This window comes from Pantoea sp. ANP04, from assembly GCF_041982285.1.
Lineage (GTDB): Bacteria > Pseudomonadota > Gammaproteobacteria > Enterobacterales > Enterobacteriaceae > Pantoea > Pantoea eucalypti.
Genome location: NZ_JAUTYS010000003.1, coordinates 238,294 through 259,584, shown reverse-complemented (window position 1 = coordinate 259,584; position 21,291 = coordinate 238,294). Strand labels below are relative to the sequence as shown.

Here is a 21,291-nt window from a genome sequence, read left to right as displayed (position 1 = left end):
GTGATTCCTCAGGCCGAACGCAGCGGCAGATGCACGCTGACGCGGGTTCCATGGGTGCAGGAGATCGTCAGGGAGCCGCCCAGCGCACTCACGCGTTCGCGCATCCCGACCAGACCAAAGCTTTGCTGACCGGAACCTGGCGGCAGACCGCAGCCATCATCTTCAATCACCAGCAAAACGCGACAATCCTGTTGCCAGCCTTTCAGCATCACGGCGCTGGCGCTGGCGTGTTTTACAATGTTGTTCAGCCCCTCCTGACAGACGCGAAACAGCGTGACGCGCTGCGCTTCGCTCAGCAGCGTCTCATCAATACGCCACTCAAGGTGACTGACGATGCCGCAATCCTCCAGCTCCATCTCACGCATCAGGGAGCGGACTGCCTGTTCAAGTGACAGGTCATCTAACTGGCGGGGTCGCAGACGTCCCAGCAGTCGCCGCACTGAATCGTAGACACCGAGTGAGAGCTGCTCAATATGGACGCCGCTCTGGATCACCCGGCCATTATCCGGCGCAAGGCGCTGCACAATGCCCGCCTGGGTGCGGATTGCCGTAATCGTCTGGCCGATATCATCGTGCAGTTCGCGCGCCACCTCCTGGCGTACGTTCTCTTCTGTTTCGACCAGCCGTTCCGCCAGCAGCCGGTTGCGCGCCAGCTCGCTCTGCAGCGACTGATTCAACTCGCGCAGCCGCTGGATACCCGCACCCAGCAGCAGTCCGGTCAGACTTTGGGCCAGTAGTGAGAGGAGAAGATCGACCGGATGATCGTGCCAGGTCTGGCTGGCGATCAGCGCGATTGCATTCATCAGCGTCGCGATCAGCGCACCCTGCCAGCCGTAGTGCCAGGCCAGAGCAATAATCGGCAGCGCCAGACAGAATGGCGTAAAGCGCGACAGTTCAGCGGGCAGGCCAAGCTGCAACCAGAGACTGATGACAAACAGCAGCAGATACCAGATAAGATGCCGGGCGCGCCAGTTGACCGGGTGTGAGACCAGCGACGGCCCCAGCGGCTGCCAGCGGGTGCTGGTGAGATAGTGCCAGATGACCAGGCAGGTCGGGGCCAGCGTCAGACCACCGGTGAGCGTCAGTAGCAGGGCGTTCAGCATCTCCTGCTGTCCCGCCCACGCCAGAGATTGCAGCAGCGCCGCGGCGATCAGTGCCGCACCCTGGCTCAGCAGCGTGCGCCAGTCACGCTGATGGCGGTAATGGGAGATCAGCGCCACTGGCAGCAGCGTCAGTACACTGCCCGCCATTAACAGCGGCAGATGCGCCAGCGCGACCACCTTCGCCAGCCAGACCAGCATGATCCACTCAGCTGCCAGCAGCACCGGCCAGTAAGCGCGTGGACATTGCAGCATCAGCCCCAGACGCAGGCCAAACGGGAATAGCAGCACCGCCAGTTCCGGGCGTTCCACCAGATGCAGGCTGATACTCCACAGGCAGAACCAGGCCGCCGAAAAGATAAAAAAGCTGGCGACAACGGAGATCAGCCGCGAAACAAAAGGACTCATTGCCAGCCATCAAACATGCGGCGCGCCAGCTCCACATCATTGCTGACGCCGAGCTTCTCCATCAGATTCGCGCGATGGACATGTACGGTTTTCGGTGACAGCGCCAGCTCAACGGCAATTTCCTTAACCGCCATGCCCTGTGAGAGTTTTTCCGCCACCTGACGTTCACGTCGGGTAAGCGGGTCCTGCCGACCGGTGGCCAGCTTGATCGCAATCTCTGGCGTCAGATAACAGCCGCCTGTGGAGACCGTGCGCACCGCCGCGATCAGCTCATCGGGACGACAGCGTTTGGAAAGAAAGCCACGCGCACCGGCATTCAGCGCCTGCTCCACCAGTGCCGGGCTGTCATGGACAGAGAGCATGATAGTGGCTATTCCCGTGGGCAACAGGCTCAGCAGCTCCAGTCCGGAAAGGTCCGGCATTGAGATATCGCAGATGCAGACCTGCACGCTCCTGCCGGGCAGACCCGCCAGCGCCTCACGGCCTGAACCAAATTCCGCCACCACCTGGAAATCAGATTCCAGGCTCAGCAGCTGGGCAAAGCCGGAGCGGACGATGAGGTGATCGTCAATCAGCGCGATGGTGATCATGGTTATTCCTGACGGGTAAAATCGCGCTTACCTTAGCGATAAGCGTGAAGCTGTTCAAGTCGTGAGCAGTCTATTCAGGTAAGGGGATGGGTAGAGTGATGCAGGTCAAACTGTCGTGGATCGTGAGAGAAGCATGCCGGGCCAAATAGCCGCCCGGCAGATCGTGAGGCTAAGCAGTCAATCAATGCAGACAGCACTGCTTATATTTTTTGCCGCTGCCGCACGGGCAGGGATCGTTGCGGCCAGGCAGTTTCTCTGCCGCGACCGGTTTCTGAGGCACGGGAATCGCTTCCGGCTGAGAGATCCAGTGATCGTGCAGCGCCAGGGCGGCAGGGCGGATCGCCTCAATGCTGGCTTCCATTTCGTCTGGCGTCATGGCGTCGATCTTTTCGAGATTCTCTTCCACGCCGTGCAGAGCGATAGCGTCCAGCGCAGGCTGCAGATCCGCAGGCAGGGCAGACCAGTCGGTCAGCGCGACACCGCGCATGTAGCCGAAGCACCACTCTTCCACCACGGTAAATTCCAGACCTTCCATCTCGCGGATGCCAAACAGCGGTTCAAACTGCTCCGGGAACTCAGATAAACGATCAGCCACATCATTCATATGCTGGAAGCACAGCGACATAAAGCGCGTCATTTCACGCTCGTTGCTCCATTTTGGAATCTGCTTCTCGCCGCCCCAAAGGGCCACCAGCCACTGGCTGGGTTCAACGGTAGTGGGGCCGGAGAGAACGGCAGTCAGCAGACCATCCAGCTCGGAGACATCAATAATCGACGCTTCGCTGCCATATTTTTCCAGCATATCTTCCAGCCATTGCAGCTCTTTCTCGGACAGTGGGCCTTCTTTCATGCGGTTGCCTCCCGGGCATGTGAAAATTTCAGCGCGGCGTTGAGCCTTAAAACCGCAGCAGTGTACACCCTTGTGGGCGTTCAACACAGCTAACCCTGTCCGGCGCTGGCATGAGGTTAAACCGCGTTTAACACCATTTTGACCCCATTATGCAGGCGATAGCCTGCTGCACTTTGTGGTACATTTTTGCGCTACAGAGAGGCTGCTGCGTAGTAAATAAAATTAACCTGATGATTATTAAATGAAAAATGGATTCTCCGGCAGCCAGGCTTTTGCCGCATACTTCGCACGGCTGGCCGGGAGCAGCCACGGGATCGGCAGAGTCATTATGCGATTTATGCCCGTCATGATCTTCCTGCTGGCGGGCTGCGGAACGCTGTCGCAAACCTCCGCGCCGGTGGGCGACCGCGTTTATCTGACGCACGCCACCTTTCACGAAAATGTCGATGACATCGTGCAGCACTACATGCAGCAGAAGCAGGTTCCCGGCATCAGCATTGCGGTGATTCATCGCGGCGGCCCGACCCGCTATTATCCTTTCGGCGTTACTGATGGGGCGCATCGCTATCCGATCACGCCCGATACCCTGTTTGCGCTGGGCTCGCTGAGTAAAGGCGTGACGGCTGAAGTGATTATCCAGCTGGTTGAACAGGGTAAGCTGCGCTGGAGTGACACGCTGGCCGACCTGCTACCGAAAGAGGTTCATCTTAGTGCTGATGCGCAGCGCATCACCCTGCTGCAACTGGTGACGCATACCTCAGGCCTGCCGCGTCAGGATATGGATTTGCCGATGCTGCTGCAGTTCGTTCGTTATCTGGATACGGGCGAAAACTTTTATATTAATCTCGACAGCGACAAACTGCTGAGTTATCTGGCGGATTTTTCAGCACCTCCGGAACGCATGCCACACTACTCCAACCTTGGCTATGCGCTGATCGGTTTTATTGTGCGCACCCGTTTTCATCAGGACATTCAGACGCTGGCGTCACAGCTGATCTTCACGCCGTTAAAGATGGACCAGAGCAGTTTTGTGCCGGAAACACTGTCGGGCTATCCGCTGCGTGCGCTGGGCCATGCAGGCGATCAGCCGAAATTTATCCGCCGTGGCACGCTGACGCCTGACTGGCATTTTCACGGCAACATGGTGGCCGCGGCCAGTCTTTATAGCAATGCGCGCGATCTGAGTGCCTATCTGCGCGCGCACCTCAATGCCACCGATGATACGGCGCAGGGTCGGGCTTTTGCGGCGGTGAACCGGCCGTGGTATCAGCAGGGCGCGCAGGCGCAGAATATCGCCTGGGTCACCGACACCATTGAAGGACAGCAGATCACTTATCAGGTGGGCTATATTGGCGGCTATGCCAGTTTTATCGGCTACGATAAACGTCATGGCAATGCGATTGTGGTGCTGCAGAACGGCTTTAACTGGAGCAACTATTTAGGCATTGCGTTGTTGGTCGATTTGGCAACTCAGGATAAAGTGGTCGTACAGTGATCCGTTACCTGAGCTGTGCGCAGTAAAGTGAATCGCGCTGTTTTGCCTTACACATAGCATTAGCGTACCGGAACTGAAGTGCGATAAATTTTAGCCTGACTGTCAAAATTCAACGTGGAAATCATTATGCGCAGGACTCAACGTGTACTTTTATCAATGGGATTACTGGTTGGCTCACTGAGCCTGATCCCCGCTGTACAGGCTGCTGGCGAAGCAACGGATAGCGTTCCGCCACCACCGCAGATTCAGCCTGCAAACCCGGGTGCCCAGCCCGCTACGCCTGATACGGGCAGCGTTCAGCCGGACGCCGGTGCCGCACAAAACCAGCCACAGACCAGCTCACAATCTAATGATGGCATTACGCCGACGACGCCGACTTCTCCGGCACCGTCCAACGGCGCACGCCCTAATTACGAACTCAGCACCATCATCATCGACTACAAAGAGTACAAAATCGGTGACATCGTGCCAGAGAAGTACACCGATAAAACGTACACCATCACCGAGTGGCAAAAGCGTAATCTGCCCGCCCCGCAGGCAAATACCCACTGGGCCTATATCAACGCCAACTACATTCTTATTACCAATGACACCGGCAAAATCGTCATGGGTAAATCAGGCGATATCTTCTTCCGTGGCTAAATAAAATCAGCCGGTCGCAATGACCGGCTTTTTTTAGCTGAAACGCTCCGCACCAAAGCTCGCCAGCATCGGATGCTTCTCACCGCTTACGATCTCTTCCGCCAGTAATTCTCCGACAATCAGCGCCAGCGTTGCGCCCGAATGCGTGAACGCGACAAAACAGCCCGGCACCTTCTGCAGTTGGCCCAGCACCGGATCGCCATCACCGGGAATCGGCTTCAGGCCAATTTTCCAGCTCTGGACGCTGAGCGACTCGCTGCCACGTAATAGCCTGCTCGCTTCGTCCGCCAGCTTCGCCACCACCTGCTTATCAATATGGTAATCGCCTCCGGCCAGTGGCTGGATATCTTCCTCATACCAGTCATGATCCAGAGCGTAACGGTTGCCAGGGTTGGGCCGGATAGCGGCGCGTGGCGTGTTCAGCACCGCTTTGAGTTCATGTTGGCTTGGTTCAGTGATCACTAGCATTGAGACGGGCGATCCGTTGGGGATCGATACGCCCAGTGGTGCAACCACATCCGGTGTCCAGGGGCCGCAGGCGACTACCACCGCATCAGCCCGCAGTTCTCCCAGATCACTGCGGATGCCGCAGGCACGGCCATGCCCGGTGATCACACTGGTTTTACCGGCGTGCTCTATCACTTCACCCCCGCGCGCCCGGAACTGATTCACCAGATAATCGGTCAGGTGTGGCAGGCTGACCCAGCCTTCACCGGGATTGAATATCGCCTGTGACGGCAGCGCATCGGGATCGATCGTCGCATCTGCCTGCGCCACGGTATCCGCGGTTATTAGCTGTGAGTCGTAGCCGTGTGCTTTTTCATAGGCATGCCGCGCCTGCGTTCCGGCCTCATCGTCGCTAAACCAACAGACCCCGCCATCAAAACGCAGCCAGTCGAGGTCAGGATGCTGAGCAAATAAGGTGCGATAGCGATCAATGCCCGCCATACGCAGCGCGTGATAGGGCAAGGAGCGTTCACCCGCCGAGTTAAGCCACGACAGCGAGCGTCCCGATGCCCCGGAACAGAGCGCGGCTTCGGTCACCAGTGTGACGGTGGCACCGCGTTTTGTCAGCTCCAGCGCCGTCGACACACCGATGACGCCACCACCCAGTACCACCACGTTCATTTCAGTTTTTACTGCCATTATCAGGTTCCTTACTCAGTTACAGCACTTCAGAGAGAAAACGTTGCAGACGCGGTGACTGCGGTGCATCAAAAATGGCGCCCGGCGGCCCGGCTTCAACAATCTCGCCTTCATCCATAAACACCACCTGATCCGCCACTTTGCGCGCAAAGCCCATTTCATGTGTCACCACTACCATCGTCATGCCGCGACGACAGAGATCCGCCATCAGCGTCAGGACACCTTTCACCAGTTCGGGATCGAGCGCGGAGGTCGCCTCGTCAAACAGCATGACTTCGGGATCCATCGCCAGCGCACGGGCAATCGCGACACGCTGCTGCTGGCCGCCGGAGAGATCGCGTGGCCGGTGGTCTGCGCGCTGACCCAGCCCGACCTCTTCCAGCCGCTGACGCGCTATCGCCATCGCCTGCGCTTTGGGCAGGCCTTTGACCCGCCACGGGGCCAGCGCCACGTTCTCCAGCGCGCTGTGATCGGGGAAGAGATTGAAGTGTTGAAACACCATGCCAATCCGCAGCCGCAGCGTATCGGGCTTGTCGTGCAGCACGGATCGGTCAGCCAGCAGGACATCTCCCGATTGCGGCTCATGCAGTCGGTTGATGCCGCGCAGCAGTGTCGATTTACCTGAGCCGGATGGCCCGATGATGCAGGTGGTGCTGCCAGGCGCAACCCGCAGCGAGACCTTACGCAGCACCTCAATCGGGCCATAGGCCAGCGTCAGCTCGCGCAGCTCCAGGCTGGCACCGTGCCAGGTCGCGTCCGTTGTGCTGCTCAGGTTATTCATGGTTGCCTCCGATGCGGGGATGCGTGATCAGTGCGCCGCTGGGCGGCCTGACTTCATCCACCTCTTTTAAGCCGCTTTGCGGAACCGTCAGGCGACGGCGACCAGTGCGATAACGCACATCGACATAGTTGACCATGTGCGTCAGCGGTACGGTGATGATCAGATAGAACAGTCCGGCCAGCATCAGGGGCGAGAGATTGCCGGTGAGTACCGCCGCATCCTGACCCACGCGGAACAGCTCGCGCTGCTGGGTCATCAGGCCCAGTAGATAGACCAGCGAGGAATCTTTGATGATGGCGATAAACTGGTTAACGATGGCGGGCAGCACGCGGCGGATCCCCTGCGGGATCACCACCAGTCGCATTGCCCGTCCATAACTCATCCCCAGCGCGCGGCAGGCTTCCATCTGGCCGCGTTCAACACTCTGAATACCGGCGCGGAAAATCTCGCCCATATAGGCGCTGGCGATCAGGCTAAGCGCGAAGATCCCCAGTGGGTAGGGTGTCGGACCGAACAGCTGATAGCTGAATCGCGCCAGGCCCTGACCAATCAGAAGAATAGTTAGAATAGAGGGCAGACCTCGAAACAGATCGGTATAGAGCCGGGCAGGCAGTCGCAGCCAGCGTGAAGGCGAGATGCCCATCAGCGCCAGCAGAAGACCAAACAGCGTGCCGAGCAGCGTTGCCGCCAGCGAGATAATCACCGTGTTGACCAGTCCGGTGGCCAGCATCTGCGGCAGCACTTCCATCATGGATGGAAAATCAAAGAAGGTGCGGGAAAGAATGGTGAGCAAGTCCATCGCCGTCTCCATGCAGGGCGGGGGTTCCCCCGGTTAACTCAGGACGCGAACGTCCGCCTCTTTACTGGCCGCCAGGCAGATACTGTTTTGGCATCGGCGATCCGGGAAACCATTTCTCATAGAGCCGTTGCCAGGTGCCATCCTGCATGGCGGCTTTGATGGCCTTGTCCAGTGCGGCCTTGAAGGCGGGCTTGCCTTTGGCAATGGCAATGCCGGCCGGTGCATCAAACGAGGGGATGTCGGCGGCAGAGACCAGCCTGAAGCGTTCGGCATAGCTTTTTGCCGCCTCATAGTCGAGGAAGATGGCGTCTAACGTGCCGTTGTTGAGTGCGGAAACGGCGCTGTTGTTATCCGGGAAGCGGACAAGATCGGTCTGGGTGAAGTGTTCGACGGCATAGCTCTCCTGCAGCGTGCCCTGAACGACGCCAAGCCGGTGTTTCGCCAGGCCGGCGACATTCTTCACGCCGCTGTCAGCGCGGGTGAGAACGGTGAGAAATCCCGCCAGATAGCCGGTTGAAAAGTCGACCGTCTTTTCCCGCGCCGGGGTGATGCCGATAGCCGCCACCGCCGCGTCATACTGACCATTGGCCACTGCTGGCATAATCGCCGAGAAGTCTTGACCAATAAAATCGACCTTATCGATTCCGATTCGGTGGGCGACATTTCTGAAGAATTCGACGTCGAAGCCGGTGAACTGACCGCTGGCATCCGTGAAGGTATAGGGTTTGGAGTCGCCGACGCTGGCGATGCGTAGCTGGTCGGGTTCGATCAGCCCATAAGGATTGTTATCGCTGGCAGCCAGCGTACAGAACGAAAGTGAACAGAGTGCGAGCAGTGTGCCCAGCAGTTTGCCCCGGGGGGTTTGCGATTTCATAGCTCATCCGTTTTTGCAGGTTTAAACATCAGAGACTGTTGAGCCAGCGATTATAATTGAGACCGGTCTCAACACAGGTGGCACCTTAAGACATGGGCATTGTGAGACCGGTCTCAAGGGGTTACAATGAGTTTAAGCACAGCCTTTTTTCGGCGTCAATATTCCTGTCATCAACCTGTGATTCAAAATAATTATGACGAGTCAGAAACGGCAATCGAAAGCGCCTACCGTGGCGGATGTGGCACGCGCAGCAAAAGTCTCTAAAGCTCAGGCGGCGCGCGCGCTGGGAGGCTATGGGGCAGTCAGTGATGAAGTGCAGGAGCGGGTCAACAGCGCCGCCACCGCGCTGGGCTACCGTCTGAATGCTCTGGCCCGCAGCATGAACACAGGACGTTCCAATACCATTGGAGTGATTGTCGGCGATATCGAAAATCCCCACTTTGGCCTGGCGCTGCGCGGCATGGCCGATGTGGCGCGCACGGCCGGTTACCATCTGCTGCTCAGTAACAGCGATGAAAAGCTGCAGGCTGAGCAGGATGCGGTGCGGGTGATGCTGGAAAAGCGGGTTGACGGCATTATCGTTGCGCCCTGCTGTTCAGAGCACCATCTCAACAGTCACCTGACTCAGGTTCTGGAGGAGGGCAGAGCAGTGAAATTGTTTGATCGCGCTGTGAATGGCCTTAAAGTAGAGGCGATCTGCTGCGAATTTACTGATGTCGCCGCAGACGCCACCGCCCGGTTACTGGAGGCAGGCCACCGTTATATCGCCTATATCACCAGCATGGCATTGGCAACCGACTACAGCACGCCAGGCGATTTTGGCCTGACGCCAGTCGCCCAGCGCGTCGGCGGCATGATGCAGGCCTTTGCCGCCGCGGGTGTGGAATTTGATCCGACGCTGGTGAAAGTGAACGCGCTGGATGAAGTGGAAATCGCCCGTATCGTGGCCGAGCTGTGGCAGCGTCCGCAGCCGCCCACGGCGCTGGTGGCCTCTGACAGCGTGGTCGCGATGTGGCTGCTGCGTGAAGTGACGCAGCGCGGACTGCGAATCCCTGCCGATCTCTCATTTGTTATGTATGACAATTTTCCGTGGAGTGAGATTGTCACCCCGCCGCTGACGGTGGTGGCACAGCCAGTCTATGAGATGGGCCGTGAAGCGGCACGACGCCTGATTGCAGAGATACGCGGCGAAGCCGTCGGGCCGATGCCGCGCTTTGATGCCCGTCTGATGATTCGCCAGTCGATTGCCGCACCGGCCAGCCTCATCAGCGCGAAATGATCACGTTAGCCGGGCCAGCCAAGTAATCGACTTAGCTGGCCTGTGGCTGCGGTAATCTGTGTGTCTCTGCAGTTACCATATCCAATAACCAGCCCCTGCTGCACCGGTTCAGTCAGATAGAAAGTCGAAAGAGCACCAGGCGCGTAGCCAGCCTGGTGCAGCTTGCGGGTAATGGCGACGTCATCCCGATGAGGCTCGAGTGGCAGCACCAGATGCATACCGCTGTTACCGCCCAGCAACGAAATCGCCTGACCCGCAGCGCGCTGTAGTCCGGTTCGCAGCAATGCCTGTCGCTGACGATAGAGACGACGCATTTTGCCCAGATGGCGACGATAATCACCATTGAGAATAAAACGGGTCAGCGCCTGCTGCTCCAGACGGTTTCCGCCGCGCAGGATCTGATGCAGTGCCGGTCGAAGACGCTTGACCAGCGGCGCGGGCAGCACCATAAAACCGATACGCAGCGCAGGGAACAGGGTCTTGCTGAATGAGCCGAGGTAGATAACCGGGGCATTATCTGTCATGCCCTGCATCGCCATAATAGGCTCACCGTGGTAATGGAAGTCGCCATCATAATCATCTTCAATAATCCACGCCTGATGCTGTTGCGCAGCAGCAATCAGCGCCAAACGACGGGACGCACTCATTACTGCTCCGGTGGGATACTGATGGGTGGGCGTCGTGTAGATCAGACGGGGCGGGGTCTGTTCCCAGTGTATCGGCTGAGGGGCCAGCCCCTGGTGATCGGTGGAGATGGGGATCACGTTAAGTTCCCCGCCCTGCAGAGCCGCTTTGGCACCGCGATAACCCGGATCTTCAATCCAGCCATGGTCGCCCGGATTGCTTAGCAGTGCGACGCACAGCGTAAGCGCCTGCTGCACACCTTCGGTAATCACAATCTGTCCGGCATCACAACGTACACCGCGTGTGATCCGCAACTGTTGCGCCAGTACAGCACGCAGTTCGGGATCGCCGAGCGGATCGCCATAGCCGAGTAGCTGCGGTGGTGTGTGGTGCGTTACCTGACTCAGCGCTCGTCGCCATGCCGCCATCGGGAAATGGTTCAGGGCGGGTATGCCGGGACGCAGGGGTAGTGAGCCGGTGTCGGCCCACTGACTTAGATAAAAGGGATCCATCCGTTTTGCCAGCGGCCAGCTGGCTAACGTGTCGTCATCCGCCTGCCGGGCCGGCAAAGCCAGTGAGCTGATACGGCTGCCTTGCCTATCGCTCATCAGATAGCCCTCTGCCTGAAGCTGTGTCCAGACGTTAAGCACCGTATTACGTGAAACCTGTAGCTCAAGTGCCAGCTGACGTGTGGAAGGTAACCCTGTTCCTGCAGCAAGCTGACCCTGCAAAATACCCTGTTTTATCCGCTGATAGAGTTGCTGTTGCAGCGTCGTACCGCCGGCTGGTATCAATGGAGCCAGCAGCAAAGGGGGGATCTGTGGCTTCATCGTCTGCTCCCGTGGATCTATCATTTTTCATGATTGTGGTACTTTTTAACCCACCATGATAGTGGCAATCTGCAGATATCATCTGTAGCCGGGAGGCAGCATGTCACAACATACTAATCAATATGGTCAGCCGGTCGGTCAGCCTTTACCAGACTGGCGAACCCGTCCATTACCGCAGCATCAGATTTTCACTGGGCAGGCGTGCCGGCTGGAGCCTTACAGCGTGGCACGGCATAGCGATGCCCTGTTTGAGGCGTGGTCGCTGGCGGAGGATGAGCGTGACTGGACTTATCTGTTTATGGGGCCGTTTAGTGACCGGCAGGCATTTCAGGATTATGCAATGCAAATGGAGGCCAGCCGCGACCCGCTGCATTTCGCTGTGATCGATCTCGCTACAGAGCAGGCAGTGGGCACCCTGTCGTTAATGCGCATTCAGCCTGAACATGGCGTGATGGAGGTCGGGCATGTCACCTTTTCGCCCCGGCTGAAGCAGACCCGCATGGCAACGGAAGCGCACTTTTTGCTAATGCGTTACGCGTTTGAAACGCTGGGTTATCGCCGTTATGAATGGAAGTGCGACAGCTGTAATGCCCCTTCACGAAAAGCGGCGGCACGGCTTGGTTTCCGTTTTGAAGGCGAGTTCCGTCAGGCCATCGTCTATAAAGGGCGTTCGCGTGACACCCGCTGGTTCTCGATTATCGACAGCGAATGGCCACAGGTGAAAAAGGGGATGCAGCGCTGGCTGGCCGCGGATAACTTTACCGCCGACGGTCAGCAGCGCGAGAAGCTGGAAGCGCTGCGCGACAGGCCCTGAGCAGGGAGCTGACCCGGTTAAGTCAGACAGGATTTGAGGTGATGGGCCTCTGCGGTAATCCGCAGAGGCGTGACCAGAAAAACGGGCGTTAAGGCTGTGGTACGATTTTAATTTCAACCATACCAATGCCTAATTTGCGCGGATCCTGACCGGTGATATTGCCGGTGTTACTCAGTTGTGGCTCCGGTGGTGCAATCACCAGACGATGGCTGGCAGTTGGATTGTCAAAATGCAGGGTATGCGTCGATATCTCTTCACCCAGCGACAGCAACTGCTGCTGGTCGCCGACCCGAACCGGAATGGCGCGGTGTGCATTGGGGCCATATGCGCGCGCGGTGATCACCAGATCGAACTTTGCGGGCAGCGCATCGACATAGTCGATATGCACTTCTGGTGCGAGATTGGCGTTAGACCAGCGTCCCCAGATCTCTGGTCGTGAGATGCCGCTAAAGCTTTTAACACTCTCCGGTGCGCCGGGCACGTCGAGCCGGAAGCTGTCGGCGATGTAGCGAATATTGTTATCTTCAATACGAAGCTGCGCCAGGTTCTGCTGGTAACGCGCATCGCTGACGGCGCCGTCCGGGAACTTCACGTTGCCTTTCCACTGCGCTTTATCGACGTGCGTCACCGACGGCGTGCCACCGAGCTGCCCCATCGCCACACAGAGATCGCCGGAGAGGGCCAGCGAAGGCTGCCAGAGCCGCGCCATTTTAAAACAGCGATCGACCCAGAGGAATTTATCAGCGGCGGCAAAATCGGCCAGCTGATAGCGCAGCGGAGCCGAATATTCTCCTTCCGGCATCGGCTCTACATGCTTGTCACTGATACGGAACAGAATCGGCAATTTAAAGGTGGTACCTGAGAAGCTGAAGGTATTCTTCGCCTGATCCACCGTGAAGTCGTCTATTTTTTTCGGGAAGTTCCACAACTGGATGATGTCGGGTTTCCAGCTCGTCACCTTACTTTTCATATCGTCGAACTGGGTGGAGAGCGAAATCGAGGAGAGGCTGCTGCGGCCCAGACCAATCGCATTGTCACCACCAAGAATATCCAGCAGCGTGGCGCCATTATCCAGCGTGCTGCGCTTCGCCTCCATCAGCTCCGCCTGCGGTTTATCGCCGCGAATCACCATGAACAGATTGCGACGAGGCTGTTTAACCAGCCATGCATGCGCCGTGTTGTTCATCGCCAGATGATCGGAACTCACCACAATCACGGTATTTTTGAACCACGGTGATGCCTGTATGCGCGAAATCAGACGCGCAACATGCTCCTGCGAACAGGCGACTGCACTGAATGACTGGTTTGGTTTGCCCTCAATGCTATAACTCCGGCGATCGCAGCTGCGCGAGATAAACCCGTCAGGATGATGGGTGTCGACGGTCAGGGTAAACAGCGCAAAAGGTTTACCGGCCTGTGAGAGTTCCTGATATTTCTCAAAGACTTCATCCAGCACGGTGTCGTCGTAATAACCCCAGTTATTGCGGTAGGTGGGATCGGCAACGCGGCTTTTCAGTTCCTGCGAACCATACAGGTTTTCGGGATCGAAACCGTGCGATTTCAGGAAGATATCTTTACCGGCAAAGCGCAGATCGGCGCCCTGAATAAACCAGTTCTGGTAGCCGGAGTTTTTCAGGATGTCGCCCAGACAGACGTTCTGGGGATAGAAACTGGAGAGTGACGCCGATGCATTGCCGTCAAACGGCGCAAACAGCGGAATGCCACACTGTGAGGCAACCATGCCCGCGATAGTGTAATCGGTGCCAGGCAGCTGTTCGGTTTCGCTGAAGTCGATGCTCTGCTCTTTCTGCCGGCTTAACTCCGGCGCTAAGCCAGGAAAAGCGATCGGGTTAAAATAGGTGCGCTCTAAGCTTTCACCATAGATGTAAACCACGTTGAGGTGCGGCTGCTCAATGCGATTACGCGGCACTCTGTAGAAGTTGTCGAAGTCAGAATCCGCCAGTTGGGTATGCGACACAATCAGCGTCGCGACCTGGCGAAAAGCCGGGGTGGTCTGCACGGAGCCGAGCGCGCAGACAGCCGCAAGCAGCGACCAGCCCATGTGATGGGGACGCTTACGCCGACGCAGAATCCACGACAGCAGGCAGAACAGCAGAAACAGTACGATGATCAGGCCAATCGCCGGCACCACATATTTACTGACGCCCGCGCCGGTCAGGCTATTGGTCAGGGTATAGAGCACCGCATCGTTGATGCCGTCACCCGTAAAATAGTTGCTGGCATAAAGGGTGGCGTTCAGCACAACGAAAAGCACCAGCAGAATCAGAACAACAATAAACCAGAATTTGTTACGCCCGGCTTTACAGGAATAAATGGCAATAGCGGCCAGAAACAAGGCGACGGACACCAATTCGGACAATGGGAAATCCTCTTTTCAGGGTTACGCGAGGCTTCACGCAACCAGCCATCTTCGGGGGATGGTTTTTCGACAATCTATATTGGCTGTCATCCGGCTGCAACATATCCGGCCCGAATTGTGCGGTGGAGAGCAGATTGGTTAATTGTCATTCCAGAAGGGAGGTTATCAGGCGTGACGGTGGCTGGCGCGCACCGTCGGCAGAGCAGAGGTCAGGACGTTTTTCAGAGTTTGCCGGTGAGATATTGTGCTTCGCCGTCGGCAAAACTCCAGTCACCTTTGTCGTTGGTGATAAAGCTGATCATTAAATCGTTGCCCTGCACACCACAATGTTCGCGCAGCTCACGTGCCAGCTCCGCCATAAAATGCTGTTTCTGTTCGCTGCTGCGTGGGCTGGTATAGACCCGCACCATCACCAGATTATCGCTGCGTGTAAATCCCAGCCCGGTATCCTGAAACACCATCTGATAGCGCTTGTTTTCCTGAACAATCTGGTAGCGATCGCGTTCTGGCACGTTAAAAGCCGTAAGCACAGCGCGGTGTGCTGCATCCAGCAGTGTACGCAGTTCGGATTCTGAACGACCCTGAATAACATCAAATTGCAGCAGTGGCATAGCGAATTCCTCATCATGATTAATAACGCTATGGTGACCGCTTTATCCGGCGGGAAAAAGCGCGTAGCCTGAAATGATTATTCACTATAGTGAACAATCACAATGAAAGAGATGAAAACGGATGCGCTGTGGGATCATCTGCACTGGCTGACCGTACTGGCAGAGCAGGGCAGTTTTACCCGCGCGGCAGAGCGGCTCGACGTCAGCAAAGCGGCGATGAGTCAGAAAATCAAAGAGCTGGAAGAGATGGCGGGTGTGTTGCTGGTACAGCGCACCACGCGCAGTGTGCGACTGACGTCAGCAGGCGAGAAGCTGGTGGAGGAGCTCCGCGAACCGTTTTCCCGCATCGAGCAGAGTTTTTTCAGCGTGAGGGATACCGCCGGACCTGTGCGGGGTCTGGTGCGGATGACCGCGCCAGTGGCGTTTGCCCGTCAGCAACTGGTGCCAATCATTGGCGAGTTTCTGCGTGACTATCCGCAGGTGCGTCTGCAGCTGGATGTGACCGACCGCATCGTGTCACTGAGCAGCGAAGGCTTTGATCTGGCAATTCGACACAGTGACACGCTACCGGAAACCCATGTCGCGTTGCCGCTATGCGATACCCGGACGTTGCTGGTGGCCTCACCCGCCTATCTCAGCCTGCAGGGTGTACCGCTGTCGCCACAGGATCTGGAGCAGCACAACTGTCTTTACTACCCACGTGGCATCGAATCACCGCGCTGGCGGTTTGAGACGACAACGGATAGCGAACAGGTGCAGGTGCGGATTCAGGGCAGCTTTGCCACCAACAACAGCGAGTCGATACGCGATGCCGCGCTGCAGGGACTGGGGATTGCGATGCTGCCCGATTTCAGCGCCCGTGAGGCGCTGGCAGCCGGTACATTGCGGCAGGTGCTGCCGGCGTGGCAGCCTGTTGAGGCCTTTGCCGCCCGCCTGTGGATCGTCCGGCCCTGGGCGGCGCAGGTCCCCCGCGCGGTCACCACGTTCACGCAGTGGCTACGCGCGCGCTTTGACCGCTGAGGGCAATGCCAGCGCAGGTGGCGTGGTCTGCATCATCTCGCCGATCAAACTGCTGCGGTTATACAAACCCAGCCGCAGATTGAAATCGAGATGTAGCCGCTCGTTGCCGGTTAATTTGATAATCGGCGGTGGCGTCTGTGGCCGCTGATGAAACATCACGGACTGCGCAAAGGCGCTGCTGCTGTCGGCATGTAAACGCTGATAGTACCAGGCGCTGGCTTCGCCTTTACGCAGATAGAGATTGGCCCGCCGGTATTCACGCATTGCAACCTGCTGTGCCAGCGACAGGAGCTGGCGCGAGGGATTATCAATATTCTGCACAATCAGCGGAAAATCATCGCGCTTCTTCAGTTCATGGAAATAGTTGCGGATACCGACGTTTTTAACCGGCGCCAGTTGTTTCAGCCATTCGCGAATAAACGGGTTTTGCGGTGGCGCGGCCAGAAACCAGCTCTCAGTAACCGGCGCCAGCAGGTTCATCGTTGACTGCTCGCGGTAGTAACCGATGAGATCCATTGGCCGTGCCTCGTGCGCGCGATGCACCCAGGCGAGGTTCTCAAACAGCAGGGTGCTGCAGTCGATGCCGATGCCACCATAACGGTGAATCAGCTCAAGCCGGATAATTTCACTTTTATGTGCCAGCGTCAGATCCGAAGAGATAAAGCTGAGTTCGGGCAGCCACTGCGACAGCGTGCGCTGTGTAATCAGATACACCTGGTGATCGGGATTATCCCGCTGGATTTTACTGATGTTCAGCGCCATTGAGGTGGGCAGGTGATCGTTATGCCAGACCATCCAGACAATTTTTGGAATCTCCGGCAGATCTTTCTGCTGCGAGACCAATACGACATTATCTTCCTGTCCCGGATCATATTCCGGTGCCTGACAGAGTCTCTGCTGTTTCTTATTCCATAACATCTGGCTACTGAACGATATTCTTTTCCAGTTACGCCAGATTTTATGCGCTGGACGTTGGCGATGTGAAGTCATGGTGCACCTGTTATTTTTATTTTCCCGTCACAGTACAGGCTCTGCCCGTTCCGCGTGCGGCGGCAACGGCTGGCATTGCATACTGGCTGCAATTCCGATGAGTGCGGGAATGAATGAATGGTTTTCCCTGGTGGCGACGCAGTGGTTTAGCGCGCGGAAGTTTCCTCACGGCTGTTTAATTGCACTGCACCTTTTTAATAAAACATTATTTACACATTAGCTATGTCTTTTTTTGATTTTAGGATAATACGGAAATAATCCGGTCACCTTAGCGAAATAATAATATTGTCGCTGTTAATCATTTATTTAAATATGACGAAATCTTTAATTAAGGAATATCTTAATATCATGCTTTATTATCGGGCTGACATAAGGCCTGGTCACCGCAGTCGTGAATATTGCACTTAATAGGTGGGGTAAGCCCGGCTCATCAATCCGCAGCATCAGACAGGCTGAAGAGGATTGTCTACGCTTAAGAAGAACTTACTGAGAAAGGAGTGCGCATGCAGAGTGAAGCTTACGGTTTACTGGCGGTCGATAAGCAGGGTAATCGCGTCCTGTTTCTTAATCCGGAAACCTTCGCGGTCGAGCGGGAACTGAACGCTTTTCCACCGCGGCCGCATGAACTCCTGATGCTGGCCCCCTGGGGTAAGGCCTATGTCCCTATTTATGGCGACGGCGTTCATGGTAATAACCCGCATCCGGGTCATAAAGTGGCGGTCATTGATTTACAGCGTCGCGAGATCAGTGGCTTTATCGATCTGTCGCCGCTGCGGGCACCCCACAGCGGACAGCTGGGGCGCGATGGCAAAGTCTATCTCTGCTGTGAGCAGAGTGCCGCCGTGGCGGTGATCGATCCGCAGACTGACAAAGTAGAAAAAATTATCCCGATTCCTTCTCACAATGCGCATCGCCTGACACTGTCACCCAGCGGCCGCAAGCTGTTCACCGATAACGAAGAGGATGCGACCATCACCGTTGTGGATCTCTGTGAAGCGGAAGGACGAGTGATCGATACCATCCTGCTTCCTGGCCCGATTGCGGGCATTGCCGCATCACCGAAACACCCTTATCTGGTCGCCAGTGCCGCTGACGCGCCGCTGCTCTATCTGATCGATCGGCAGAGCCACCGTATTCGCCAGCGCATTACGTTGCCGGGTCATCAGCAGCCTTGTCAGGTGGTTCGCTTCAGCGCCGATGGCGAACAGCTGGTGGCAATAGGGGATCAGGAACCGCGGGTGACACTGTTTGACGATCTGCTGAATCCGCTGGGCGATATCAGCGTGGGTAACATGCCGATGGATGGCTGCTTCACGCCCGACAGGCAACAGCTGCTGATTGCCAATCAGGATGATGGCACGCTGAGTGTGATCGATCTGGCACAGCGTAAAGTCATTGCCACGCCGCGTGTTGGCACGGGCTGTGAGGTACTGGGCTATTTTCCGCTCGGTCAGATAAACGGACGATGATAGATCGCAGTGCTCCAGTGCCGGCTGCTGGCATGCTTCTCTGCCTGCCAGCCGCGTTTTCGTAACTCACGCGCAATCATTTTGTTCATGATGCCGTGGCCCAGCAGCAGTACCGTGCCTTGCTGTGAATGATCGATCAGTTTTTCTGCCGCCGCCGAAGCGCGGCTGCGTGCATGTTGCAGCGACTCCGCGTCGCCTGCATAACCGCAAAACCACAAAAGCCGCAGCAGGGCCAGCCAGCACACGGTCGGTAATTGTACCTCACCGGTTTTCACCAGCGGCACGGCGACTTCGCTGAACAGCGCATCAACCTCATGGGGTTCCAGACCGAGCTGGCTCAGTGAGGATTGCGCGCGGGGCAGGGGACTGCAGACGATAAACGTAGCCTGACGGGCAATTTCGATGCTGCGCGGCGGCGGTCCGTCACTGACCTGTGACAGATCGTACGCTTCGCACCAGTCAGCCAGTGCCTGCACACTCTGGCGACCCGCCGCCTGGTGGTCAGGTTTACCGTGTCGCATCAGAATAATTTTCATCGTATCTCTGTCCGGCCTTTTGGTCAGGGTAACGCATTGCCTGTGTTTACGGTGATTTTTCAGAATAAACAGCCAGTGTCATTTGCAGGTAATCTGCGCGTGCGATAACTGAAAATGATGAAGGGAACGTTGCCCCTTTTATCGTGCTTAATGATTAGTGAATCAGATAACTTACAGGCGCTGATGACTTTTTTTGTGCAATAAGAAGGCGGTTAACTCGCTGAATTTGCGCAAAAAATGGGTGATGACGGAATGTTATAATGAAGTTTTTCTAACAAATATCGTCAGGATCTATTGATTTATCTACGCGCGTAGATACACTAAGTCCCCAGTGATTGCTCACGGTGCCCGATGCACAGTAGGCTCCATCGATTGTTAAGTTATATTCGCTCAGTTTAAGCGACCGGTGAAAAATACACCGGCGAAAGGGGGCGATGAATACGATTCCAACACCAGGGAATCCTTTAACCTTTCATCATGGTTCGCCCACTGAACGTCGTCACCGGGGGATTCCGCTTTCATCAGGGAATCGACCCATGGACGGGCGTTTATCGATCTGCATACTCATTCAGGGATAGGGTTATGACGGCACACAATTCCGTTAAGCAGCAGGCATCACTGTCATCCACTTCAGCCGCCGATGAGCGGTTTGACACCCCTTCAGGCCGCAAAGATTTCTGGCGAGCCACTTTCTCATGCTGGCTCGGAACGGCAATGGAGTACGCGGATTTCGCGCTCTATGGCCTGGCTGCCGGTATCATCTTTGGCGACGTCTTCTTTCCCGAATCAACCCCAGCCATGGCGCTGCTCTCCAGCTTCGCGACCTGGTCAGTCGGCTTTGTTGCCCGGCCCATCGGCGCGTTGTTTTTTGGCTGGCTCGGCGATCGCAAAGGCCGAAAGGTCGTCATGATCTCCACCATTATTCTGATGGGTGCTTCCACAACCTTTATCGGCTTAATCCCGGGCTACGCCTCTATTGGCGTATGGGCGCCTGCCTGCCTGGTTCTGCTCCGCTTTACACAGGGATTCGGCGCGGGTGCGGAGTTATCGGGCGGCACGGTGATGCTGGGCGAATATGCGCCGACAGAGCGCCGCGGACTGGTCTCTTCTGTGATCGCGCTGGGTTCCAATAGTGGCACGCTGCTGGCTTCGCTGGTCTGGCTGCTGGTGGTGCAGATGGATCAGCAGAGCCTGCTGGAGTGGGGCTGGCGTATTCCTTTCCTCAGCAGTGCGCTGATTGCACTGGTTGCATTGTGGATTCGCCGTCATTTGCGAGAGACGCCGGTGTTTGAGCGCAGAAAAGCGGAGATGGAAGCGGAACGTGCTGGCATGAAGGCAGCGTCGGTGGTCGATCAGCGGCCTTTCTTCCAGCGTACCCGCGCTTTCTGGACCATGGTTGGCCTGCGCATCGGCGAAAACGGCCCTTCCTATCTGGCGCAAGGCTTCATCGTGGGTTACGTCGCAAAAGTGCTGATGGTGGATAAGTCTGTACCGACCACCGCCGTGTTTCTCGCGTCGCTGCTGGGCTTCCTGATCATTCCTTTAGCGGGCTGGCTTTCTGACCGCTTTGGTCGCCGGATCGTGTATCGCGTTTTCTGTCTGTTGCTGATGTTTTACGCCTGGCCTGCTTTTACGCTGCTGGATACCCGTGAACCGATGCTGGTGATTCCGGTAATCGTGGTCGGTATGGCGCTGGCGTCACTGGGTATTTTTGGCGTGCAGGCGGCCTGGGGTGTCGAGATGTTCGGTGTTCATCATCGCTATACCAAAATGGCGGTGGCTAAAGAACTGGGCTCGATTTTGTCCGGCGGCACCGCACCGCTTGTTGCCGCTGCTATGCTTTCTTATACCGGTCACTGGTGGCCGATTGCAGTCTATTTCTCGGCAATGGCCGCCATTGGATTCTTTACTACCTTTGTCGCGCCTGAGACGCGAGGGCGAAATCTGAATCTGCCTGAAGATGCCATCTAGCAGTACCTGAGGATCTCATCTGCCAGAAGAGAGCGACAACCAGCAGGCCGTGTAAAGCGGCCTGTTTTTATGGAGGGACATG

19 protein-coding genes are annotated in these 21,291 nt (G+C 56.7%); 7 read left to right on the top strand and 12 right to left on the bottom strand.

Annotation, left to right across the window (positions count from 1 at the left end):
- Positions 1 to 8: 8 nt before the first annotated feature.
- The 3 genes from uhpB to Q7C21_RS05985 form a co-directional block, all read right to left on the bottom strand.
- Positions 9 to 1,508 (bottom strand): signal transduction histidine-protein kinase/phosphatase UhpB, encoded by a 1,500-nt coding sequence (uhpB, locus tag Q7C21_RS05995; protein WP_140916165.1) that lies wholly within the window; start codon positions 1,506 to 1,508, stop codon positions 9 to 11.
- Positions 1,505 to 2,098: a transcriptional regulator UhpA gene (gene uhpA, locus Q7C21_RS05990; RefSeq protein WP_110411675.1), complete on the bottom strand. Its 594-nt coding sequence runs from the start codon at positions 2,096 to 2,098 to the stop codon at positions 1,505 to 1,507. Before uhpA ends, uhpB begins: the two co-directional genes overlap by 4 nt.
- Before the next feature lie 181 nt (positions 2,099 to 2,279).
- Positions 2,280 to 2,948 (bottom strand): YecA family protein, encoded by a 669-nt coding sequence (locus Q7C21_RS05985; protein ID WP_003850904.1) that lies wholly within the window; start codon positions 2,946 to 2,948, stop codon positions 2,280 to 2,282.
- Between the two features lie 241 nt (positions 2,949 to 3,189).
- Here Q7C21_RS05985 and Q7C21_RS05980 point away from each other — a divergent pair, with 241 nt between their 5' ends.
- Together Q7C21_RS05980 and Q7C21_RS05975 are read left to right on the top strand one after the other, a co-directional pair.
- Positions 3,190 to 4,443 (top strand): serine hydrolase domain-containing protein, encoded by a 1,254-nt coding sequence (locus Q7C21_RS05980; protein ID WP_375150503.1) that lies wholly within the window; start codon positions 3,190 to 3,192, stop codon positions 4,441 to 4,443.
- Between the two features lie 126 nt (positions 4,444 to 4,569).
- On the top strand, positions 4,570 to 5,085 hold the full coding sequence (locus Q7C21_RS05975) for an RcnB family protein (RefSeq protein ID WP_078804773.1): 516 nt from the start codon (positions 4,570 to 4,572) through the stop codon (positions 5,083 to 5,085).
- A 33-nt stretch (positions 5,086 to 5,118) separates the two neighbouring features.
- On the opposite strand, the gene Q7C21_RS05970 is transcribed toward Q7C21_RS05975, so the two are convergent.
- The 4 genes from Q7C21_RS05970 to Q7C21_RS05955 all read right to left on the bottom strand — a co-directional run bounded on the left by Q7C21_RS05970 (position 5,119) and on the right by Q7C21_RS05955 (position 8,685).
- On the bottom strand, positions 5,119 to 6,231 hold the full coding sequence (locus Q7C21_RS05970) for an FAD-binding oxidoreductase (RefSeq protein WP_078804772.1): 1,113 nt from the start codon (positions 6,229 to 6,231) through the stop codon (positions 5,119 to 5,121).
- A 19-nt stretch (positions 6,232 to 6,250) separates the two neighbouring features.
- Positions 6,251 to 7,012, bottom strand: a complete 762-nt coding sequence (locus Q7C21_RS05965) for an amino acid ABC transporter ATP-binding protein (protein ID WP_105099530.1) — start codon at positions 7,010 to 7,012, stop codon at positions 6,251 to 6,253.
- Positions 7,005 to 7,811 carry an amino acid ABC transporter permease gene (locus tag Q7C21_RS05960; protein WP_039658848.1) on the bottom strand — a complete coding sequence of 269 codons (807 nt, stop codon included), beginning with the start codon at positions 7,809 to 7,811 and terminating at the stop codon, positions 7,005 to 7,007. Before Q7C21_RS05960 ends, Q7C21_RS05965 begins: the two co-directional genes overlap by 8 nt.
- A gap of 61 nt (positions 7,812 to 7,872) precedes the next feature.
- The gene (locus Q7C21_RS05955) at positions 7,873 to 8,685 is read right to left on the bottom strand and encodes an ABC transporter substrate-binding protein (protein WP_039658846.1); all 813 of its coding nucleotides are present in this window, start codon (positions 8,683 to 8,685) and stop codon (positions 7,873 to 7,875) included.
- Between the two features lie 193 nt (positions 8,686 to 8,878).
- Between Q7C21_RS05955 and Q7C21_RS05950 the strand changes: the two genes are divergently transcribed.
- Entirely contained in the window at positions 8,879 to 9,964 is a 1,086-nt protein-coding gene (locus Q7C21_RS05950) for a LacI family DNA-binding transcriptional regulator (RefSeq protein WP_039658844.1), read from the top strand.
- A 5-nt stretch (positions 9,965 to 9,969) separates the two neighbouring features.
- Here Q7C21_RS05950 and Q7C21_RS05945 read toward each other — a convergent pair whose 3' ends face one another.
- Positions 9,970 to 11,418: a PLP-dependent aminotransferase family protein gene (locus Q7C21_RS05945; protein ID WP_078804770.1), complete on the bottom strand. Its 1,449-nt coding sequence runs from the start codon at positions 11,416 to 11,418 to the stop codon at positions 9,970 to 9,972.
- Between the two features lie 100 nt (positions 11,419 to 11,518).
- On the opposite strand from Q7C21_RS05945, the gene Q7C21_RS05940 reads away from it, so the two are divergent.
- Positions 11,519 to 12,232: a GNAT family N-acetyltransferase gene (locus Q7C21_RS05940; RefSeq protein WP_375150502.1), complete on the top strand. Its 714-nt coding sequence runs from the start codon at positions 11,519 to 11,521 to the stop codon at positions 12,230 to 12,232.
- A gap of 88 nt (positions 12,233 to 12,320) precedes the next feature.
- Here Q7C21_RS05940 and opgB read toward each other — a convergent pair whose 3' ends face one another.
- Both opgB and Q7C21_RS05930 read right to left on the bottom strand, forming a co-directional pair.
- Positions 12,321 to 14,612 (bottom strand): phosphatidylglycerol--membrane-oligosaccharide glycerophosphotransferase, encoded by a 2,292-nt coding sequence (gene opgB, locus Q7C21_RS05935; RefSeq protein WP_375150501.1) that lies wholly within the window; start codon positions 14,610 to 14,612, stop codon positions 12,321 to 12,323.
- Positions 14,613 to 14,833: 221 nt separating this feature from the next.
- Positions 14,834 to 15,223 carry a tautomerase family protein gene (locus tag Q7C21_RS05930; RefSeq protein ID WP_105099532.1) on the bottom strand — a complete coding sequence of 130 codons (390 nt, stop codon included), beginning with the start codon at positions 15,221 to 15,223 and terminating at the stop codon, positions 14,834 to 14,836.
- A gap of 102 nt (positions 15,224 to 15,325) precedes the next feature.
- On the opposite strand from Q7C21_RS05930, the gene Q7C21_RS05925 reads away from it, so the two are divergent.
- Positions 15,326 to 16,243, top strand: a complete 918-nt coding sequence (locus tag Q7C21_RS05925; protein WP_003850891.1) for a LysR family transcriptional regulator — start codon at positions 15,326 to 15,328, stop codon at positions 16,241 to 16,243.
- Here Q7C21_RS05925 and Q7C21_RS05920 read toward each other — a convergent pair.
- Entirely contained in the window at positions 16,220 to 17,233 is a 1,014-nt protein-coding gene (locus Q7C21_RS05920) for a glycosyltransferase family 32 protein (RefSeq protein ID WP_375150500.1), read from the bottom strand. The genes Q7C21_RS05925 and Q7C21_RS05920 overlap by 24 nt on opposite strands.
- Before the next feature lie 503 nt (positions 17,234 to 17,736).
- Between Q7C21_RS05920 and Q7C21_RS05915 the strand changes: the two genes are divergently transcribed.
- Positions 17,737 to 18,702: a hypothetical protein gene (locus Q7C21_RS05915; protein ID WP_003850884.1), complete on the top strand. Its 966-nt coding sequence runs from the start codon at positions 17,737 to 17,739 to the stop codon at positions 18,700 to 18,702.
- Here Q7C21_RS05915 and Q7C21_RS05910 read toward each other — a convergent pair.
- On the bottom strand, positions 18,684 to 19,238 hold the full coding sequence (locus tag Q7C21_RS05910) for a histidine phosphatase family protein (RefSeq protein WP_008925521.1): 555 nt from the start codon (positions 19,236 to 19,238) through the stop codon (positions 18,684 to 18,686). The genes Q7C21_RS05915 and Q7C21_RS05910 overlap by 19 nt on opposite strands.
- A 582-nt stretch (positions 19,239 to 19,820) precedes the next feature.
- Between Q7C21_RS05910 and Q7C21_RS05905 the strand changes: the two genes are divergently transcribed.
- Positions 19,821 to 21,209 (top strand): MFS transporter, encoded by a 1,389-nt coding sequence (locus tag Q7C21_RS05905; RefSeq protein ID WP_008925522.1) that lies wholly within the window; start codon positions 19,821 to 19,823, stop codon positions 21,207 to 21,209.
- Positions 21,210 to 21,291 lie beyond the last annotated feature (82 nt).

Excerpts from the sequence above, each read along its gene's own strand:
- Q7C21_RS05940 (WP_375150502.1), top strand. The coding sequence starts at position 11,519 with ATGTCACAACATACTAATCAATATGGTCAGCCGGTCGGTCAGCCTTTA.
- Q7C21_RS05925 (WP_003850891.1), top strand. The coding sequence starts at position 15,326 with ATGAAAGAGATGAAAACGGATGCGCTGTGGGATCATCTGCACTGGCTG.
- Q7C21_RS05945 (WP_078804770.1), bottom strand. The coding sequence starts at position 11,418 with ATGAAGCCACAGATCCCCCCTTTGCTGCTGGCTCCATTGATACCAGCC.
- Q7C21_RS05975 (WP_078804773.1), top strand. The coding sequence starts at position 4,570 with ATGCGCAGGACTCAACGTGTACTTTTATCAATGGGATTACTGGTTGGC.
- Q7C21_RS05930 (WP_105099532.1), bottom strand. The coding sequence starts at position 15,223 with ATGCCACTGCTGCAATTTGATGTTATTCAGGGTCGTTCAGAATCCGAA.
- uhpB (WP_140916165.1), bottom strand. The coding sequence starts at position 1,508 with ATGAGTCCTTTTGTTTCGCGGCTGATCTCCGTTGTCGCCAGCTTTTTT.
- Q7C21_RS05955 (WP_039658846.1), bottom strand. The coding sequence starts at position 8,685 with ATGAAATCGCAAACCCCCCGGGGCAAACTGCTGGGCACACTGCTCGCA.
- Q7C21_RS05910 (WP_008925521.1), bottom strand. The coding sequence starts at position 19,238 with ATGAAAATTATTCTGATGCGACACGGTAAACCTGACCACCAGGCGGCG.
- Q7C21_RS05960 (WP_039658848.1), bottom strand. The coding sequence starts at position 7,811 with ATGGACTTGCTCACCATTCTTTCCCGCACCTTCTTTGATTTTCCATCC.
- Q7C21_RS05970 (WP_078804772.1), bottom strand. The coding sequence starts at position 6,231 with ATGGCAGTAAAAACTGAAATGAACGTGGTGGTACTGGGTGGTGGCGTC.
- Q7C21_RS05980 (WP_375150503.1), top strand. The coding sequence starts at position 3,190 with ATGAAAAATGGATTCTCCGGCAGCCAGGCTTTTGCCGCATACTTCGCA.
- Q7C21_RS05905 (WP_008925522.1), top strand. The coding sequence starts at position 19,821 with ATGACGGCACACAATTCCGTTAAGCAGCAGGCATCACTGTCATCCACT.
- Q7C21_RS05915 (WP_003850884.1), top strand. The coding sequence starts at position 17,737 with ATGCAGAGTGAAGCTTACGGTTTACTGGCGGTCGATAAGCAGGGTAAT.
- Q7C21_RS05985 (WP_003850904.1), bottom strand. The coding sequence starts at position 2,948 with ATGAAAGAAGGCCCACTGTCCGAGAAAGAGCTGCAATGGCTGGAAGAT.
- uhpA (WP_110411675.1), bottom strand. The coding sequence starts at position 2,098 with ATGATCACCATCGCGCTGATTGACGATCACCTCATCGTCCGCTCCGGC.
- Q7C21_RS05920 (WP_375150500.1), bottom strand. The coding sequence starts at position 17,233 with ATGACTTCACATCGCCAACGTCCAGCGCATAAAATCTGGCGTAACTGG.
- Q7C21_RS05965 (WP_105099530.1), bottom strand. The coding sequence starts at position 7,012 with ATGAATAACCTGAGCAGCACAACGGACGCGACCTGGCACGGTGCCAGC.
- Q7C21_RS05950 (WP_039658844.1), top strand. The coding sequence starts at position 8,879 with ATGACGAGTCAGAAACGGCAATCGAAAGCGCCTACCGTGGCGGATGTG.